General features: G+C 46.4%; 13 protein-coding genes, 4 tRNA genes, 1 rRNA gene and 1 pseudogene. All 19 read left to right on the top strand.

What is annotated here, in order from left to right:
- Positions 1-26 precede the first annotated feature (26 nt).
- The 19 genes and pseudogenes from rrf (at position 27) to rpsJ (ending at position 18,986) form a co-directional block, all read left to right on the top strand.
- A 5S ribosomal RNA gene (gene rrf / locus ICN47_RS02775) occupies positions 27-140 on the top strand.
- 105 nt (positions 141-245) lie between these two features.
- Positions 246-330: transfer RNA gene (locus tag ICN47_RS02770), tRNA-Tyr, on the top strand.
- A gap of 5 nt (positions 331-335) precedes the next feature.
- A tRNA-Gly gene (locus ICN47_RS02765) sits at positions 336-409 on the top strand.
- An 18-nt stretch (positions 410-427) separates the two neighbouring features.
- A tRNA-Thr gene (locus ICN47_RS02760) sits at positions 428-502 on the top strand.
- A gap of 63 nt (positions 503-565) precedes the next feature.
- The gene (tuf, locus tag ICN47_RS02755) at positions 566-1,756 is read left to right on the top strand and encodes an elongation factor Tu (protein WP_011901887.1); all 1,191 of its coding nucleotides are present in this window, start codon (positions 566-568) and stop codon (positions 1,754-1,756) included.
- Between the two features lie 14 nt (positions 1,757-1,770).
- Positions 1,771-1,846: transfer RNA gene (locus tag ICN47_RS02750), tRNA-Trp, on the top strand.
- A gap of 20 nt (positions 1,847-1,866) precedes the next feature.
- Entirely contained in the window at positions 1,867-2,244 is a 378-nt protein-coding gene (gene secE, locus ICN47_RS02745; RefSeq protein ID WP_216218364.1) for a preprotein translocase subunit SecE, read from the top strand.
- A 9-nt stretch (positions 2,245-2,253) separates the two neighbouring features.
- Entirely contained in the window at positions 2,254-2,826 is a 573-nt protein-coding gene (gene nusG / locus ICN47_RS02740; protein ID WP_255538903.1) for a transcription termination/antitermination protein NusG, read from the top strand.
- A 166-nt stretch (positions 2,827-2,992) separates the two neighbouring features.
- On the top strand, positions 2,993-3,424 hold the full coding sequence (gene rplK, locus ICN47_RS02735) for a 50S ribosomal protein L11 (RefSeq protein WP_011901890.1): 432 nt from the start codon (positions 2,993-2,995) through the stop codon (positions 3,422-3,424).
- Between the two features lie 2 nt (positions 3,425-3,426).
- Positions 3,427-4,128, top strand: a complete 702-nt coding sequence (rplA, locus tag ICN47_RS02730) for a 50S ribosomal protein L1 (protein ID WP_215348179.1) — start codon at positions 3,427-3,429, stop codon at positions 4,126-4,128.
- 236 nt (positions 4,129-4,364) lie between these two features.
- Positions 4,365-4,880, top strand: a pseudogene (gene rplJ / locus ICN47_RS02725) (50S ribosomal protein L10); the annotation flags it as partial.
- A gap of 159 nt (positions 4,881-5,039) precedes the next feature.
- On the top strand, positions 5,040-5,417 hold the full coding sequence (gene rplL, locus ICN47_RS02720) for a 50S ribosomal protein L7/L12 (protein WP_215293444.1): 378 nt from the start codon (positions 5,040-5,042) through the stop codon (positions 5,415-5,417).
- Between the two features lie 227 nt (positions 5,418-5,644).
- Complete coding sequence (gene rpoB, locus ICN47_RS02715) at positions 5,645-9,745, top strand: DNA-directed RNA polymerase subunit beta (protein WP_216218362.1); 4,101 nt, start codon at positions 5,645-5,647, stop codon at positions 9,743-9,745.
- A 1-nt stretch (position 9,746) separates the two neighbouring features.
- Entirely contained in the window at positions 9,747-14,009 is a 4,263-nt protein-coding gene (rpoC, locus tag ICN47_RS02710) for a DNA-directed RNA polymerase subunit beta' (RefSeq protein WP_215362448.1), read from the top strand.
- Positions 14,010-14,186: 177 nt separating this feature from the next.
- Entirely contained in the window at positions 14,187-14,567 is a 381-nt protein-coding gene (rpsL, locus tag ICN47_RS02705) for a 30S ribosomal protein S12 (RefSeq protein WP_011901896.1), read from the top strand.
- Positions 14,568-14,717: 150 nt separating this feature from the next.
- Positions 14,718-15,188 carry a 30S ribosomal protein S7 gene (gene rpsG, locus ICN47_RS02700; RefSeq protein WP_015420229.1) on the top strand — a complete coding sequence of 157 codons (471 nt, stop codon included), beginning with the start codon at positions 14,718-14,720 and terminating at the stop codon, positions 15,186-15,188.
- 27 nt (positions 15,189-15,215) lie between these two features.
- A complete protein-coding gene (gene fusA, locus ICN47_RS02695; protein WP_216218361.1) occupies positions 15,216-17,318 on the top strand; it encodes an elongation factor G in 2,103 nt (700 codons plus the stop codon).
- Positions 17,319-17,368: 50 nt separating this feature from the next.
- Positions 17,369-18,559, top strand: a complete 1,191-nt coding sequence (tuf, locus tag ICN47_RS02690) for an elongation factor Tu (protein WP_011901887.1) — start codon at positions 17,369-17,371, stop codon at positions 18,557-18,559.
- A gap of 115 nt (positions 18,560-18,674) precedes the next feature.
- Positions 18,675-18,986 carry a 30S ribosomal protein S10 gene (gene rpsJ / locus ICN47_RS02685; RefSeq protein ID WP_011901899.1) on the top strand — a complete coding sequence of 104 codons (312 nt, stop codon included), beginning with the start codon at positions 18,675-18,677 and terminating at the stop codon, positions 18,984-18,986.
- Positions 18,987-19,142 lie beyond the last annotated feature (156 nt).

Raw genomic sequence — 19,142 nt, 5'->3', positions numbered from 1 at the left:
ATTTATCAGCAACTCGACCCTCTACGCCCGGTGACCATAGCGAATTGGAACCACTCCTTCCCATCCCGAACAGGACAGTGAAACGATTCTACGCCGATGATAGTGCGGATTACCCGTGTGAAAGTAGGTAACTGCCGGGCACCAATGCGACGCCCAGACCCTTTTAGGTCTGGGCGTTTTTACTTGTGCAAAGCGTTTAGAGTGATTGACAGAAACTCCATTTGGAGTCAGAATATTGGGTTCGCGGAGGGGTGTCCGAGCGGCTAAAGGAGGCAGACTGTAAATCTGTTGGCTATGCCTACGTAGGTTCGAATCCTACCCCCTCCACCAGATGTGCGGGATTAGTTTAATGGTAAAACAGCAGATTTCCAATCTTCGGTCAAGAGTTCGATTCTCTTATCCCGCTCCAGAATTTGTTTGTGATTTCGCCCATGTGGCTCAGTGGTAGAGCACTCCCTTGGTAAGGGAGAGGTCGGCAGTTCGATCCTGCCCATGGGCACCATGTTTGATTTATTAATTGTGTATTTCGTGTTTGGTTTAAGAGTTAACTAAAGGCAGATTAAAAATGGCAAAAGAAAAATTCGAGCGGACAAAACCGCACGTAAACGTAGGCACCATCGGTCACGTTGACCACGGTAAAACGACTTTGACAGCAGCAATTGCAACCGTGCTTTCAAAAGCATTCGGTGGCGAAGCTAAAGCATACGATCAGATCGATGCTGCTCCTGAAGAAAAAGCACGCGGTATTACGATTAATACAGCGCACGTTGAGTACGAGACAGCAAACCGTCACTACGCTCACGTCGATTGCCCAGGACATGCTGACTACGTTAAGAACATGATTACTGGTGCTGCTCAGATGGACGGCGCAATTTTAGTTTGCTCTGCTGCTGACGGCCCAATGCCACAAACTCGTGAGCACATCCTCTTGGCACGCCAAGTTGGTGTTCCTTACATCGTTGTTTTCTTGAACAAGTGCGACATGGTTGATGACGCTGAATTGTTAGAACTCGTAGAAATGGAAGTTCGTGAACTTCTATCTAAATACGACTTCCCAGGCGATGACACACCAATCATTCAAGGTTCTGCTAAGTTAGCTTTAGAAGGCGACGAAGGCCCAATGGGTAAAGAAGCCATCATGAAATTGGCTGAAGCTTTAGATACCTACATCCCAACTCCAGAGCGTGCTATTGACGGTGCGTTCTTGATGCCAGTAGAGGACGTGTTCTCTATCTCTGGTCGCGGTACTGTTGTTACAGGTCGTATCGAGCGCGGTATCGTTAAGGTTGGTGAAGAGATTGAAATTATTGGTATCAAGCCAACACTCAAGACCACTTGTACTGGTGTTGAAATGTTCCGCAAATTGCTCGACCAAGGTCAAGCAGGCGATAACGTTGGTATCTTATTGCGCGGTACAAAACGTGAAGAAGTTGAGCGTGGCCAAGTATTGGCTAAGCCAGGTTCAATCACCCCACATACTCACTTTACAGCCGAGGTTTACATCTTGGGTAAAGATGAAGGTGGTCGTCATACACCATTCTTTAACAACTATCGTCCACAGTTTTACTTCCGTACAACGGACGTAACGGGTTCAATCGAGTTGCCAAAAGACAAAGAAATGGTGATGCCTGGTGATAACGTCACAATTACCGTAAAACTCATCGCACCAATCGCGATGGAAGAAGGTTTACGTTTTGCGATCCGTGAAGGTGGCCGTACTGTTGGCGCCGGCGTGGTTGCAAAGATTTTGGCTTAAGTAGTTTTTTATAAAGGGGTGTAGCTCAATTGGCAGAGCGTTGGTCTCCAAAACCAAAGGTTGGGGGTTCGATGCCCTCCGCCCCTGCCACGATTTGAACTGAAAGTTATATGTCTCAACAAACAGCAAGTCACTCTGAAGAAAAAAGTAGCTGGGTATCCGTACTCGCTGCTTTAATTGTCGTTGCAGCGTTAGTGCTTTATTACACGCTGGTCAACCAATCTTTATTGGTGCGCTTAGCAGTTTTGTTTGGCGGCATTGCAGCTGCAGTGATGATTGTGGCAATTTCACCGGATGGGCGTCGTTTCATTGCCTATGCAAAAGATTCTTGGTATGAAGTAAAAAAGGTTGTTTGGCCAACTCGTAAAGAGACAACCCAAATGACTCTAGTCGTATTTGGCTTTGTTCTGATCATGTCCTTATTTTTATGGCTTGCAGACAAATTAATTGAATGGCTAGTTTTTTCAGTGCTACTAGGCTGGAAGTGAGTAAGAAAAATGATTGATTCTGAATTGGCCGTAAACCCACAAGCAACTGGCAATATGCGCTGGTATGTTATTCATGCTTATTCCGGAATGGAAAAAAGTGTGAAAAAAGGGCTTGAAGAGCGAATTGCTCGTTCTGGCATGCCAGAAAAGTTTGGTCGTATTTTGGTCCCTTCCGAAGAGGTTGTTGAGATCAAATCCGGCACAAAATCAGTCTCTGAGCGTCGTTTCTTCCCGGGATATGTCCTGATTGAAATGGAAATGACCGATGAGAGCTGGCATTTGGTGAAAAATACGCCAAAAGTGACGGGTTTCGTAGGTGGTGTTCGTAACCGCCCAAGCCCAATCTCGACGGCTGAAGTAGCCAAAATCATGGATCAAATGCAGGCTGGGGTGGATAAACCGAAGCCGAAGACCCTATTTGAGGTTGGTGAGATCGTACGCGTTAAAGAAGGCCCATTTGTTGATTTCAACGGAAATATCGAAGAAGTCAATTATGAGAAGTCAAGATTGCGCGTTTCTGTTACAATTTTTGGCCGCGGTACCCCAGTTGAGCTGGAGTTCGGTCAAGTAGAAAAGATGTAAAAACAAGGACTTAGTCCAGTTTTGCAGTGCAGCAGTTAGTAGTTTTAGGTGGTTATTTAGTTTTTGTAATTAACCGAGGAGCGGAGCTAGAAAGCCAAAAACTAGCGAAGCGTTTACTCAACAGCGGTCTTTCCTATTGAGGTTAGGCGCGCTTTAAGGAGCACACATGGCAAAGAAGATTATTGGCTTTATTAAACTGCAGATCCCTGCAGGTAAAGCAAATCCATCACCACCCGTAGGTCCAGCTTTGGGTCAACGCGGCCTTAACATTATGGAATTCTGTAAGGCGTTCAATGCTCAAACTCAGAGCATGGAGCCAGGCCTGCCAATTCCAGTCGTGATTACAGCGTTCGCTGATAAGAGCTTCACATTCATCATGAAGACTCCTCCAGCAACCATCATGATTAAGAAGGCCGCGAAGATCGAAAAAGGATCACCACGTCCCCATACCGATAAGGTAGGAAAAATTACACGTGCTCAAGCGGAAGAAATCGCTAAAGCAAAAATGCCAGATTTGACAGCGGCCGATATGGACGCAGCTGTTAGAACAATCGCTGGTAGCGCCCGTTCCATGGGCATCACTGTGGAAGGTCTCTAATCATGACTAAGTTATCTAAACGCGTTAAAGCAATTCAATCTAAAGTTGATCGCAATAAATTCTATTCATTAGACGATGCATTGAACCTCGTTAAAGAGTGTGCAACTGCAAAGTTCGATGAGTCTATCGACGTTGCTGTTCAGTTGGGTATTGATGCTAAGAAATCTGACCAAGTTGTGCGTGGCGCAGTAGTGCTCCCAGCTGGTACAGGTAAGCATGTTCGTGTAGCTGTTTTTGCTCAAGGCGAGAAGGCTGAACAAGCTAAAGCTGCTGGCGCAGAAATCGTTGGCATGGAAGATCTTGCTGAGCAAATTAAAGGCGGCAAAATTGATTTTGATATTTTGATCGCATCTCCAGACACAATGAAAATTGTTGGTACTTTAGGTCAAGTATTGGGCCCACGTGGTTTGATGCCGAACCCAAAAGTTGGAACCGTTACTCCTGACGTTGCTACTGCAGTTAAGAATGCAAAAGCAGGTCAAGTTCAGTTCCGTGTGGACAAAGCCGGTATCGTGCATGCAAGCATTGGCCGCCGTTCATTCGAGCCAACCGCTTTGAAATCCAACTTGCTCGCATTGCTTGAGGCTTTGAATAAAGCAAAACCTCCTGCATCTAAGGGCATTTATTTAAAGAAGGTTGCCGTAAGCAGCACCATGGGTGCAGGCGTACGTGTTGACCAAGCATCGTTACAGGCTGCAGCTTAATTAGCTTGTAACAAAAAAGAACTTTGGGTCGACTCCTGCTCTTTGAGTGAGAGTCGAACATCAAAGACCGTTGGTGAATTAGTTGCTTGTAAAGAGTTAATTCTTAATCGTTACGAAAGTAATAGCCAGCGCAGATGGCGACCCTGAAAAGATTTTCACAAGAACTTTGTGAACAAATGATCAGACGCTGGTGTGTAACCCCAACTGGAAACAGTTGGTTTTTATGGAGTTAAACCGTGCCTTTGAATGTACAAGACAAAAAAGCGATTGTTGCTGATGTCGGCGCTCAATTGGCTGGAGCCCAAACTGTCGTGCTCGCTGAATACCGTGGTATTCCAGTAGAGCAGTTGACAAAGCTACGTGCTAGCGCACGTGACCAAGGTGTATATCTTCGCGTTTTGAAGAACACATTGGCACGCCGTGCTGCACAAGGCACACAGTTTGAGCCTCTTGCTGATTCGATGGTTGGCCCCTTGATTTACGGCATCTCTGCTGATCCGATTGCTTCGGCAAAAGTATTGCAGAGTTTTGCTAAGACTCAAGATTTGCTAGTCATTAAAGCTGGCTTATATAACGGCAAGTTGTTAGACGTTGCAGGCGTAAAAGCCCTCGCAACAATTCCAAGCCGCGACGAGTTGTTATCTCAGTTGTTAGGTGTGATGTTGGCACCTGTTTCTGCGATGGCTCGCGTATTGGGCGCAGTAGCAGCACAAAAGGCAGAAGGAGCGCCCGCTCCTGTAGCAGCGCCTGCAGTTGAAGCAGCAGCCCCAGCAGAAGTTGTTGCTGAAGCCGCCGCTCCAGAAGCAGCCGCTGAGCCTGCAGCCGCAGCCCCAGAAGCTGGAACAGAAGCAAACGAAACCCCTGCCGCTGAATAAGCGACAGATTAACTATTTAAGTATTAGGAGCTAAAAATGGCGATTACTAAAGAAGAAATCATTGAAGCAGTAGGTAGCATGTCCGTTATGGATTTGAACGACTTGGTTAAAGCGTTCGAAGAGAAGTTTGGCGTTTCAGCTGCAGCGATGGCTGTTGCTGGTCCTGCTGGTGCTGGTGGTGGCGGTGCTGCTGCTGAAGAGCAAACAGAATTCACTGTTAACTTGCTCGAAGCTGGCGCAAACAAGGTTTCAGTAATTAAGGCAGTTCGCGAAATTACTGGTCTTGGCTTGAAAGAAGCTAAGGACTTGGTTGACGGTGCACCGAAGCCAATCAAAGAAGCTGTTGACAAGAAAACTGCTGAAGAAGCTAAGAAGAAGCTTGAAGAAGCTGGCGCCAAAGCAGAACTCAAGTAATACAAACTCCGCTAGCGCTTCTCAAAAAGGAGCGTTAGCTATGTTGGGTTTGACCATTAGTGGTCAAACCCGATTTCATTTCTGATTGAAATCGGGTTTGCCTTCTGATACGACTGCAGAATGCAAGTTTGGTCGGACACTAGATCGAAACGATTTAGTGTTGTCCGCCAGTGATTGGTAGTGGCCAATCGCCAAATCTTTGTACAGTCGCTGAATTCGGAGATGAAATGAACTATAGCTTCACCGAACGCAAGCGAGTCCGTAAAAGCTTTGCTAAGCGAGTTAACAACCACCAGGTTCCGTACCTGATCGCAACGCAGCTGGAATCCTACGCTAAATTTTTACAGGCTGAAAAGCCAGCAATGTCTCGTCTTACTGAGGGACTTCAAGCTGCCTTTACTTCAGCGTTCCCAATTGTGTCTAACAATGGCTATGCACGTATGGAATACGTGTCTTACCAGTTGTCACAACCGCCGTTTGACGTAAAAGAATGTCAACAACGTGGTTACACATATCACTCAGCCTTACGCGCAAAAGTTCGCTTGATTATTTATGATCGCGAAGCGCCTACTAAGGTTAAAGAGGTAAAAGAGAGCGAAGTCTACATGGGTGAAATTCCACTCATGACAGAAAATGGCTCTTTTGTGATTAACGGTACTGAGCGCGTGATTGTTTCTCAGTTGCACCGTTCCCCAGGCGTGTTCTTTGAGCACGATAAGGGCAAAACCCACAGTTCTGGTAAGTTGCTGTTCTCAGCACGTATCATTCCTTACCGTGGTTCATGGCTCGATTTCGAGTTTGATCCAAAAGATATCCTTTATTTCCGCGTTGACCGTCGTCGTAAGATGCCGGTCACCATTTTGCTCAAAGCAATTGGTTTAAACAACGAACAGATTCTTGCGAACTTCTTCAACTTTGATCATTTCTCATTGACCGCTAATGGCGCCTCAATGGAATTTGTTCCAGAGCGTTTACGTGGCCAACTGGCTAACTTTGATGTGCTTGATAAGAATGGCGTTGTCGTTATTCAAAAGGACAAGCGTATCAATGCAAAGCATATTCGTGAACTCGAAGCAGCCAAGACTAAGAACATTGTTGTTCCAGATGACTATTTAGTAGGTCGTGTAGTAGCACGCAATATTGTTGATCCAGACTCAGGTGAAATCTTGGCTTACGCTAATGATGAAATCACTGAAGAGTTGTTGGCGACATTACGTGATGCAGGTATCAAGCAATTAGAAACCATCTACACCAATGATTTGGATTCTGGCGCATACATTTCTCAGACATTACGTACTGATGAAACTGCTGATCAAACAGCGGCGCGTATCGCTATCTATCGCATGATGCGTCCTGGTGAGCCTCCAACAGAAGATGCTGTTGAAGCCTTGTTCCAGCGCCTGTTCTACAGCGAAGATACCTACGATTTGTCACGTGTTGGTCGCATGAAGGTCAATAGCCGTTTGAACCGTCCAGAAATGGAAGGCCCAATGGTTCTGTCGAACGAGGATATTCTTGACACTATTAAGTCACTCGTAGATTTGCGTAACGGCAAAGGCGAAGTAGACGATATCGATCACCTAGGTAATCGTCGTGTACGTTGCGTCGGTGAGTTGGCTGAAAACCAATTCCGTGCTGGTTTATCACGTGTTGAGCGTGCGGTTAAAGAACGTCTCGGTCAAGCCGAAACAGAAAACCTCATGCCGCATGACTTGATTAACAGCAAGCCAATCTCTTCTGCGATTCGTGAGTTCTTCGGTTCTTCACAGCTGTCCCAGTTTATGGACCAAACTAACCCACTCTCAGAGATCACGCACAAGCGTCGTATTTCTGCATTGGGACCTGGTGGTTTGACCCGCGAGCGCGCAGGCTTCGAAGTGCGCGACGTGCATCCAACCCACTACGGACGTGTTTGCCCAATTGAAACTCCAGAAGGACCAAACATTGGTCTGATCAACTCACTCGCGTTATTTGCGCGTTTGAATGAGCATGGTTTCTTAGAGACTCCATACCGTAAAGTTTCCAATAGCAAGGTAAGCGATGAAGTGGTTTATCTCTCCGCGATTGAAGAAGCGAAGTATGTGATTGCTCAGGCAAACGCAACGATCGACAAAAATGGTAAGTTGGCTGACGAATTGGTTTCTGCTCGTCAAGCTGGTGAAACCATGATGGTTAGCCCAGAGCGTATCGATTTCATCGACGTTGCTCCTAGCCAGATCGTTTCTGCTGCTGCTTCACTCGTTCCATTCCTAGAGCACGATGATGCGAACCGTGCGTTGATGGGTGCGAATATGCAGCGTCAAGCAGTTCCTTGCTTGCGTCCAGATAAGCCATTGGTTGGTACGGGTTTAGAGCGTATTGTTGCGGTAGACTCAGGCACTGTTGTATTGGCTAATCGCGGCGGTATCGTCGATTACGTTGATGCAAACCGTGTTGTTATTCGTGTAAACGATGACGAAACAGCAGCCGGTGAAGTTGGTGTGGATATTTACAACCTCATCAAGTACACCCGTTCAAACCAAAATACCAACATCAATCAACGCCCAATCGTAAAGGTTGGCGATCGTGTAGCCCGTGGCGACGTAGTTGCTGACGGCGCATCTACCGATTTAGGTGAATTGGCTTTGGGTCAAAACATGACTGTGGCATTTATGCCATGGAACGGTTACAACTTCGAAGATTCAATCTTGATCTCTGAGAAGGTGGTTGCTGATGACCGCTACACCTCTATCCATATTGAAGAGTTGTCGGTTGTTGCGCGCGATACCAAGCTTGGTTCAGAAGAAATTACACGCGATATTTCCAATTTGGCAGAGTCACAACTCTCCCGTTTGGATGAGAGCGGTATTGTGTACATCGGTGCTGAAGTTGAAGCTGGTGACGTATTGGTTGGTAAGGTAACTCCAAAGGGCGAGACAACTCTCACTCCTGAAGAGAAGCTCCTCCGTGCGATCTTCGGTGAAAAAGCATCTGACGTAAAAGATACTTCTTTGCGCGTTCCTTCAGGAATGATTGGTACTGTTATTGACGTTCAGGTCTTCACTCGTGAAGGTATTGAGCGCGATGCACGTGCACAAGCAATTATTCAAGAAGAATTACAACGCTATCGTTTGGACTTAAACGACCAGCTGCGTATTGTTGAAGGCGATGCCTTCATGCGTTTAGAAAAGCTGTTGATTGGCAAAGTTGCTAACGGCGGCCCTAAGAAATTAGCTAAAGGCACCAAGATTGACAAGGGTTACCTTGCTGATTTGGAAAAATACCATTGGTTTGATATTCGTCCAGCGGATGAGGAAATTGCCTCACAAGTTGAAGCCATTAAATCTTCTATCGAAGCAAAACGTAAGCAGTTTGACGAGGCTTTCGAAGAGAAGCGTACTAAGCTTACCCAAGGCGATGATTTACAGCCTGGCGTAACGAAGATGGTTAAGGTGTATCTGGCTGTTAAGCGTCGCTTGCAACCAGGTGACAAGATGGCTGGTCGTCACGGTAACAAAGGGGTGGTTTCTAAAATCGCGCCTGCCGAAGATATGCCATTTATGGCTGACGGACGTCCAGTAGATATCGTCTTGAACCCACTGGGTGTTCCTTCCCGTATGAACGTTGGTCAGATTTTGGAAACCCACTTAGGTTGGGCTGCCCAAGGTATTGGTAAGCGTATCGACGAGATGGTTCGTGAGCAAGCTAAACAAGCTGAACTGCGTAAGTTCTTAAAGCAGCTTTACAACGAAACCGGCCGCATTGAAGACATCGACAACTTCACTGATGAGCAAATTACTGTTTTGGCTGAGAATCTCCGCCAAGGCTTGCCATTTGCAACTCCAGTGTTTGACGGTGCTACAGAAGCAGAAATCGGACGCATGCTCGAGTTGGCTTATCCACAAGATGTTGCGACATCTTTGAAGATGACACCATCGCGTCAGCAAATGATTTTGTGCGATGGCCGCACTGGCGATCAGTTTGAGCGTCCAGTGACTGTCGGTGTAATGCATGTCTTGAAACTCCACCATTTGGTCGACGACAAGATGCACGCACGTTCAACCGGACCTTACTCATTAGTAACGCAACAGCCATTGGGCGGTAAAGCCCAGTTTGGTGGTCAGCGCTTTGGTGAGATGGAAGTTTGGGCCCTCGAAGCATACGGTGCTTCATATGTCTTGCAGGAAATGCTGACAGTGAAGTCCGATGACGTCGCAGGCCGTACTAAGGTTTACGAAAACATCGTCAAGGGCGAGCACACGATTGATGCTGGCATGCCCGAATCCTTCAACGTGCTGGTAAAAGAAATCCGTTCGTTGGGTATTGACATTGACATGGAGCGCAACTGATATGAAAGCATTGCTCGATTTATTTAAGCAAACGCAGGGCGAAGAGCAGTTTGATGTCATCAAAATTGGTCTCGCATCTCCTGAGAAAATTCGCTCATGGTCTTTTGGTGAAGTACGCAAACCAGAAACCATCAACTACCGGACTTTTAAGCCCGAGCGTGATGGTTTGTTCTGCGCCAAGATTTTTGGACCAACTAAAGACTACGAGTGCTTATGCGGTAAGTACAAGCGCTTAAAGTTCCGTGGCGTTATCTGCGAGAAGTGCGGCGTTGAAGTTACTCTCGCTAAGGTACGTCGTGAGCGCATGGGCCACATTGAGTTGGCAGCCCCTGTAGCACACATTTGGTTCTTGAAATCTTTACCATCCCGTTTAGGTATGGTTCTCGATATGACATTGCGGGATATCGAGCGCGTTCTTTACTTTGAAGCATATGTAGTTGTAGATCCTGGTATGACTCCTGAAGGCGCAATGAAGCGCGGTCAGATCATGTCTGAAGATGAATACATTGCTAAGACTGAAGAGTATGGTGACGGTGCATTTACCGCCATCATGGGCGCTGAAGGTATTCGTGATCTCTTGCGTTCGATTGATATCGATCGTGAAGTAGAGACTATTCGTGCTGATTTAAAAGCCACTGGTAGTGATGCCAAGATCAAGAAATACGCTAAGCGCTTAAAGGTGCTCGAGGCGTTCCAGACTTCAGGTATTAAGCCTGACTGGATGATCATGGAAGTATTGCCAGTATTGCCACCAGAATTGCGCCCATTGGTGCCATTGGATGGCGGACGCTTTGCTACCTCCGATTTGAACGACCTCTATCGTCGCGTTATTAACCGTAACAATCGTCTCAAGCGTTTGTTAGAGTTGCGCGCTCCAGAGATCATCGTTCGTAATGAAAAACGGATGTTGCAAGAAGCGGTTGACTCATTGCTCGACAACGGTCGTCGCGGTAAGGCTATGACTGGCGCTAACAAGCGTCCGCTCAAGTCCTTGGCTGAGATGATTAAAGGTAAGAGCGGTCGTTTCCGTCAAAACTTGTTGGGTAAACGCGTTGACTACTCTGGTCGTTCAGTCATCGTGGTTGGCCCTACATTGAAATTGCATCAGTGCGGCTTACCAAAATTGATGGCTTTGGAATTGTTCAAGCCATTCATTTTCAACAAGCTTGAGACTTTAGGAATTGCAACCACGATTAAGGCTGCGAAGAAAGAAGTTGAAAGTCAGACTCCAATCGTTTGGGACATTCTCGAAGAAGTGATTCGTGAACATCCAATCATGTTGAACCGTGCGCCTACATTGCACCGCCTTGGTATTCAGGCTTTTGAGCCAATGCTGATTGAAGGTAAGGCAATCCAATTGCACCCATTAGTCTGCGCGGCATTTAACGCCGACTTTGACGGTGACCAAATGGCGGTTCACGTTCCTTTGTCGCTCGAAGCGCAAATGGAAGCACGTACATTGATGTTGGCTTCGAACAACGTATTGTTCCCAGCTAACGGCGAACCATCTATCGTTCCTTCACAGGACGTGGTGTTGGGTCTGTACTACGCTACTCGCGACAAGATCAACGGTAAAGGCGAAGGCATGGTTTTCGCTAATATTACTGAGGTAGTGCGCGCATACGAAGCAGGTCAAGTTGAATTGGCCTCACGCGTTGCTGTCCGTATTACTGAGTTTGAGATCGTGGATAAGAAAGCAGAGGGCGATGCCCGTTTTGCTGAAAAAACCAAGATCTATCAAACTTCAGTTGGCCGTGCAATCTTGTCTGAGATTTTGCCTAAAGGTATGTCTTTCGAGGAAATCAACAAGCCTTTGAAGAAAAAAGAAATCTCACGCTTGATTAACACTTCATTCCGTAAGTGTGGATTACGTGAAACTGTTATTTTTGCTGACCGCCTCTTGCAGTCTGGTTTCCGTTTGGCAACCAACGCAGGTATCTCTGTTGCGATTGACGATATGTTGATCCCAACATCTAAAGAGCGCATCATCACTGAGGCTTCTGCCAAGGTTAAAGAGTATGACAAGCAGTTCATGTCAGGTCTCGTAACCAATCAAGAGCGTTATAACAACGTGGTTGATATTTGGGGTGCTGCTGGTGACCAGGTTGGTAAGGCGATGATGGATGAGTTATCACACGTTGACGTACTCGACCGTAACGGTAAAACTGTGCGTCAAGAATCCTTTAACTCTATCTACATGATGGCGGACTCTGGTGCGCGTGGATCTGCGGCGCAGATTCGTCAGTTGGCTGGTATGCGTGGTTTGATGGCTAAGCCTGATGGCTCCATCATTGAAACCCCAATTACTGCGAACTTCCGTGAAGGTTTGAACGTATTGCAGTACTTCATTTCAACCCACGGCGCTCGTAAAGGCCTGGCTGATACCGCGTTGAAGACAGCGAACTCGGGTTACTTGACACGTCGTTTGTGCGACGTTACTCAAGATCTCGTAGTGATCGAAGATGATTGCGGCGCAACCAATGGTGTAACTATGAAGGCGCTTGTTGAAGGCGGCGAAATTATCGAAGCATTGCGTGATCGTATTTTGGGTCGCGTATGTATCGGTGACATCGTTCACCCGGATACACAAGAAGTGATCGTTCCGAATGACACATTGCTTGACGAAGATCATGTTGATCAAATCGTTGCATTGGGTATCGACGAAGTTAAAGTTCGCACAGTATTGTCTTGCTTAACTCGCTTTGGTTTATGCGCTAAGTGCTACGGACGTGATTTAGGTCGCGGTGGTTTGGTCAACGTTGGTGAAGCAGTTGGCGTGATCGCTGCCCAGTCTATCGGTGAGCCAGGCACACAGTTGACTATGCGTACCTTCCACATCGGTGGTGCAGCGTCACGTGCTTTGGTTGCAAGCAATATTGAAGCCAAATCTAACGGTGCATTGAAGTTCTCCGGCACGATGCGTGTTGTGAAGAACGCGAAGGGTGAGCAGATCGTGATTTCACGTTCTGGTGAAGCCTTGATCGTTGATGAGAATGGTCGTGAGCGTGAGCGTCATAAAGTGCCTTACGGCGCAACGCTCTTGTTAAAAGAAGATGCAGCAGTCAAGGCCGGCGCAAGTTTGGCAACTTGGGATCCTTTAACACGTCCGATTATTTCTGAGTACGCTGGTATCGCTCGCTTCGACAACGTTGAAGAAGGTGTAACTGTTGCTAAGCAGGTAGACGAAGTTACCGGTCTTTCCACTTTGGTGGTAATTGACGGTAAGCGTCGTTCTGCAGCAAGCAAAGGCGTTCGCCCAATGATCAACTTAGTTGATGACAAGGGTAACGAAGTGATGATCGCCGGTACAGATCATCCAGTAAACATCGGCCTCCAAGTGGGCGCTTTGATCACCGTTAAAGATGGTCAAAAAGTTGAAGTCGGTGAAGTACTGGCACGTATTCCAATCGAATCACAAAAGACTCGCGACATTACTGGTGGTTTGCCACGCGTTGCAGAATTGTTCGAAGCACGTTCACCAAAAGATGCAGCCGTATTGGCGAAAGTCACTGGAACAGTTTCCTTCGGTAAAGAAACCAAAGGTAAGCAGCGTTTAGTGATTACCGATATGGATGGCGAAGCTAATGAATTCTTGATTCCTAAAGAGAAGCAAGTTCTCGTTCATGACGGTCAAGTTGTGAATAAGGGCGAGATGATTGTGGAAGGCCCTGCCGATCCGCACGATATCTTGACACTCAGAGGTATTGAAGAATTAGCTATCTACATCGTGGATGAAGTTCAAGACGTTTACCGTTTGCAAGGCGTAAAAATTAACGACAAGCACATTGAAGTAATCGTGCGTCAAATGTTGCGCCGCGTACAAATCACTGATGGTGGCGATACCGCTTACATCACTGGTGAACAGGTTGAGCGTTCAAAACTTTACGATGCTAACGATCTAGTGATCGCTGCAGGTAAGCGCCCAGCTCAGTTTGAGAACGTTTTATTGGGTATTACCAAAGCGTCCTTGTCGACAGACAGCTTTATTTCAGCGGCTTCTTTCCAAGAAACCACCCGTGTATTGACCGAAGCCGCAATTATGGGCAAGACCGATACGCTCCGTGGCCTCAAGGAAAACGTCATTATTGGTCGTCTGATTCCAGCTGGTACCGGCTTGTCTTATCGCCGTGCCCGCAAGGTCAGAGAGCAATTCGAGCGCGATCGCGCTCAAATGATTGCCGCTGAAGAAGAAGCAATGGCCAATATGCCTGTAGAAATCGAGGCTGAAGTCGTTGCTCCTGCTGGGGAGGCTGATCCAAGCTAATTTGGTGTTTTTGGCCAGAAATGGCCAGTTTTTTCCCCATTAGGTTGACGGAAAAGGCTGGCCAGGCTAGAATGCTGAGTTCTACTGATTCAGAAGAGGGTCTTTTTGACCTAGAAATTCTCTAAGTCATTGATTTTCTTGAAGAAAGCAACAAAGAAGTACTAACCGAGCTATTTTATGCCAACAATTAATCAATTAATACGCAAGCCAAGATCCAGGCTAATCGTTAAAAGCAAGAGCCCTGCACTGGAAAACAGTCCGCAGCGCCGTGGTGTTTGCACACGTGTGTACACAACCACTCCTAAAAAGCCTAACTCTGCGCTTCGTAAAGTAGCCAAAGTTCGCTTAACCAATGGTTTTGAAGTTATTTCATACATTGGTGGTGAAGGCCATAACCTCCAGGAACACTCAGTAGTGTTAATTCGCGGTGGTCGTGTAAAGGATTTGCCAGGTGTTCGTTACCATATCGTTCGCGGTTCGCTTGACTTGCAAGGTGTTAAAGACCGTAAGCAATCACGTTCTAAGTACGGTGCTAAGCGCGCTAAGAAAGCTGCTTAATAGCAACTTAAAGTATTTGCAGTAAGTCTTCGTTTGTCAGACTTAAAAGACAAGTAAGTGGTTGTTCCGTTTAGAAGTTTTTCTAAATAGTAGGACAACCGGAGCGGGTGATCCATGTGGGCCACCCCTAACTGAACTGAAGGAGTTGTTATGCCACGTCGTCGTGAAGTTCCCAAACGGGAAATTTTGCCGGATCCAAAATTCGGTAATGTAGAAGTAGCTAAATTCATGAACGTCCTCATGTTGGACGGCAAGAAATCGGTTGCAGAGCGTATCGTTTACGGTGCCTTTGATCACATCGAGAAAAAAGCAAATAAAGAGCCACTCGAAGTATTCTCAACAGCCATGGGCAACGTTAAGCCAATGGTTGAGGTGAAGAGCCGTCGTGTTGGTGGCGCTAACTACCAGGTTCCTGTTGAAGTTCGCCCATCACGCCGTTCAGCTTTGGCAATGCGCTGGGTGCGCGAAGCCGCTAAAAAGCGCGGTGAAAAATCGATGGCGCAACGTTTGGCCAACGAATTATTAGAGGCTGCTGAAGGTCGTGGCGGCGCAATGAAGAAGCGTGAAGAAGTTCACCGTATGGCAGAAGCTAACAAAGCTTTCTCACATTTCCGCTTCTAATCAAATAGTAAAGAAAAGGCACCAACAGTGGCACGTAAAACCCCTATCGACAAATACCGCAATATCGGTATTTCTGCGCACATTGACGCAGGTAAGACAACAACAACAGAACGCGTTTTGTTCTACACCGGTGTTAATCACAAGATTGGTGAAGTGCATGATGGCGCTGCAACCATGGACTGGATGGAGCAAGAGCAAGAGCGTGGTATCACGATTACTTCTGCTGCTACTACTACGTTCTGGAAGGGCATGGCTGGTAATTTCCCAGAGCACCGTATCAACATTATTGATACCCCAGGACACGTAGACTTCACTATTGAAGTTGAGCGCTCAATGCGCGTTTTGGACGGCGCTTGCATGGTTTATTGTGCGGTAGGTGGTGTACAGCCACAATCAGAAACTGTTTGGCGTCAGGCTAACAAGTACAAAGTGCCACGTCTGGCATTTGTAAACAAGATGGACCGTACAGGCGCCAATTTCTTCAAGGTCTATGACCAGATGAAGTTGCGCTTGAAGGCAAACCCTATCTTGATCCAAATTCCTATCGGCGCAGAAGAAAACTTCAAAGGCGTTGTGGATTTGGTAAAGATGAAGGCTATCTATTGGGATGAGGCTTCACAAGGAACTAAATTTACCTACGAAGAAATTCCTGCTGAATTAAAAGCATCTGCAGATGAGTGGCGCGAAAAGATGGTTGAAGCCGCCGCCGAAAGTTCAGAAGAGTTGATGGAAAAGTATCTCGGCGGTGAAGAGCTGACTGAAGAAGAAATCAAAACAGCATTGCGTCAACGCACGATTGCTAACGAAATCATTCCAATGATGTGTGGAACTGCTTTCAAAAACAAAGGCGTTCAGGCGATGTTGGATGCGGTGGTTGAGTTGTTGCCATCCCCATTGGATGTTCCACCAGTTCCTTGTGAATTGGAAGATGGGACACCAACAACCCGTAAAGCTGATGATGCTGAGAAATTCTCTGCATTGGCATTTAAGATCATGACTGACCCATTTGTTGGCCAGCTCATCTTCTTCCGTGTTTACTCAGGCGTAATGAAATCTGGCGACACTATCTACAACCCTATCAAGGGTAAGAAAGAGCGTGTTGGTCGTTTGTTGCAAATGCACGCAAACCAACGTGAAGAAATTAAAGAAGTTTACGCAGGCGATATCGCTGCAGCAGTTGGTCTAAAAGACGCAACTACTGGTGAAACTTTGTGTGATCCAGATAGCATCGTGATTTTGGAGCGCATGGTATTCCCAGAGCCAGTGATTTCACAGGCTGTTGAGCCAAAAACTAAGCCTGACCAAGAAAAAATGGGCCTTGCTTTGAACCGCTTGGCACAAGAAGACCCTTCTTTCCGCGTTAAGACAGATGAAGAGTCTGGCCAGACAATTATTTCTGGAATGGGCGAGCTCCATTTGGAAATTTTGGTTGACCGTATGCGTCGTGAATTTGGCGTTGAGGCTACTGTTGGTAAGCCGCAAGTTGCTTACCGCGAAACTATTCGCAAGGTTTGCGAAGAAATCGAAGGTAAATTCGTTAAGCAATCTGGTGGTCGTGGTCAATATGGTCACGTGGTATTGAAGCTTGAGCCACAAGAGCCAGGAAAAGGTTTTGAATTTATTGATGCTATTAAGGGCGGTGTAGTTCCACGTGAATACATCCCTGCAGTAGAAAAAGGAATTCGCGAAACATTGAACTCCGGTATTTTGGCTGGCTATCCAGTTGTAGATATCAAAGCAACATTATTTTTCGGTTCATACCATGACGTTGACTCCAATGAAAACGCATTTAAGATGGCGGGTTCAATGGCATTCAAAGACGGTATGCGCAAAGCAGCACCAGTGTTGCTAGAACCAATGATGGCTGTTGAAGTAGAAACACCAGAAGATTTCATGGGTAACGTAATGGGTGACCTCTCATCACGTCGCGGTATTTTGCAAGGTATGGATGACATTCCAGGCGGCGGCAAGATCGTTCGTGCTGAAGTGCCATTGGCAGAGATGTTTGGTTACTCAACTGGCTTGCGCTCGTTGACCCAAGGTCGCGCTACCTACACCATGGAATTTAAGCATTATTCCGAAGCACCTAAGAACGTTGCTGAAGCAGTCATGGCTGCTAAAGCGAAGTAATCTATCCACATTAATTTTGAATATTGACTAGCTAAAGAAGGCAGACAAAAATGGCAAAAGAAAAATTCGAGCGGACAAAACCGCACGTAAACGTAGGCACCATCGGTCACGTTGACCACGGTAAAACGACTTTGACAGCAGCAATTGCAACCGTGCTTTCAAAAGCATTCGGTGGCGAAGCTAAAGCATACGATCAGATCGATGCTGCTCCTGAAGAAAAAGCACGCGGTATTACGATTAATACAGCGCACGTTGAGTACGAGACAGCAAACCGTCACTACGCTCACGTCGATTGCCCAGGACATGCTGACTACGTTAAGAACATGATTACTGGTGCTGCTCAGATGGACGGCGCAATTTTAGTTTGCTCTGCTGCTGACGGCCCAATGCCACAAACTCGTGAGCACATCCTCTTGGCACGCCAAGTTGGTGTTCCTTACATCGTTGTTTTCTTGAACAAGTGCGACATGGTTGATGACGCTGAATTGTTAGAACTCGTAGAAATGGAAGTTCGTGAACTTCTATCTAAATACGACTTCCCAGGCGATGACACACCAATCATTCAAGGTTCTGCTAAGTTAGCTTTAGAAGGCGACGAAGGCCCAATGGGTAAAGAAGCCATCATGAAATTGGCTGAAGCTTTAGATACCTACATCCCAACTCCAGAGCGTGCTATTGACGGTGCGTTCTTGATGCCAGTAGAGGACGTGTTCTCTATCTCTGGTCGCGGTACTGTTGTTACAGGTCGTATCGAGCGCGGTATCGTTAAGGTTGGTGAAGAGATTGAAATTATTGGTATCAAGCCAACACTCAAGACCACTTGTACTGGTGTTGAAATGTTCCGCAAATTGCTCGACCAAGGTCAAGCAGGCGATAACGTTGGTATCTTATTGCGCGGTACAAAACGTGAAGAAGTTGAGCGTGGCCAAGTATTGGCTAAGCCAGGTTCAATCACCCCACATACTCACTTTACAGCCGAGGTTTACATCTTGGGTAAAGATGAAGGTGGTCGTCATACACCATTCTTTAACAACTATCGTCCACAGTTTTACTTCCGTACAACGGACGTAACGGGTTCAATCGAGTTGCCAAAAGACAAAGAAATGGTGATGCCTGGTGATAACGTCACAATTACCGTAAAACTCATCGCACCAATCGCGATGGAAGAAGGTTTACGTTTTGCGATCCGTGAAGGTGGCCGTACTGTTGGCGCCGGCGTGGTTGCAAAGATTTTGGCTTAAGTAGTCAGTATTAAATTATTTAGCGGTTTGCTAACCGGTGACATCAGTGCTGCTGATGTCACCGAGCTCTTTAGATGTATAACGTGGCAGCACCACAACGCTCTTTGGAATTAATATGCAAAACCAAAAAATTCGTATTCGCCTTAAAGCATTTGATTACCGTTTAATTGACCAGTCTGCAGCTGAAATCGTTGATACAGCTAAGCGTACCGGTGCAGTTGTTAAGGGTCCAGTACCTTTGCCAACCCGTATTGAGCGTTTTGATATCTTGCGTTCACCACACGTGAACAAGACATCCCGTGATCAGTTAGAGATCCGTACCCATCTCCGTTTGATGGATATCGTTGATCCTACAGAGAAAACTGTAGATGCTTTGATGAAATTAGATCTTCCAGCAGGTGTGGACGTCGAAATTAAGTTGCAGTAATTTGTTGTTTCCAGTCTTTTTGCTTGTCAAGACTGGCTTTTCGGGATAGAATCTAAGGCTTCACTCAATTATTTGGGCGAATTTGAAGGTTTTATCAGCATTAAAAACGTTATAAGTTATTGATTTAGAAGTACTTTTACTTGTAAATCACTTAAA

The sequence above is a fragment of the Polynucleobacter sp. AP-Latsch-80-C2 genome, from assembly GCF_018882185.1.
In the GTDB taxonomy this organism is placed as follows: Bacteria; Pseudomonadota; Gammaproteobacteria; order Burkholderiales; family Burkholderiaceae; genus Polynucleobacter.
This window is presented reverse-complemented; position numbering and strand designations above follow the sequence as displayed.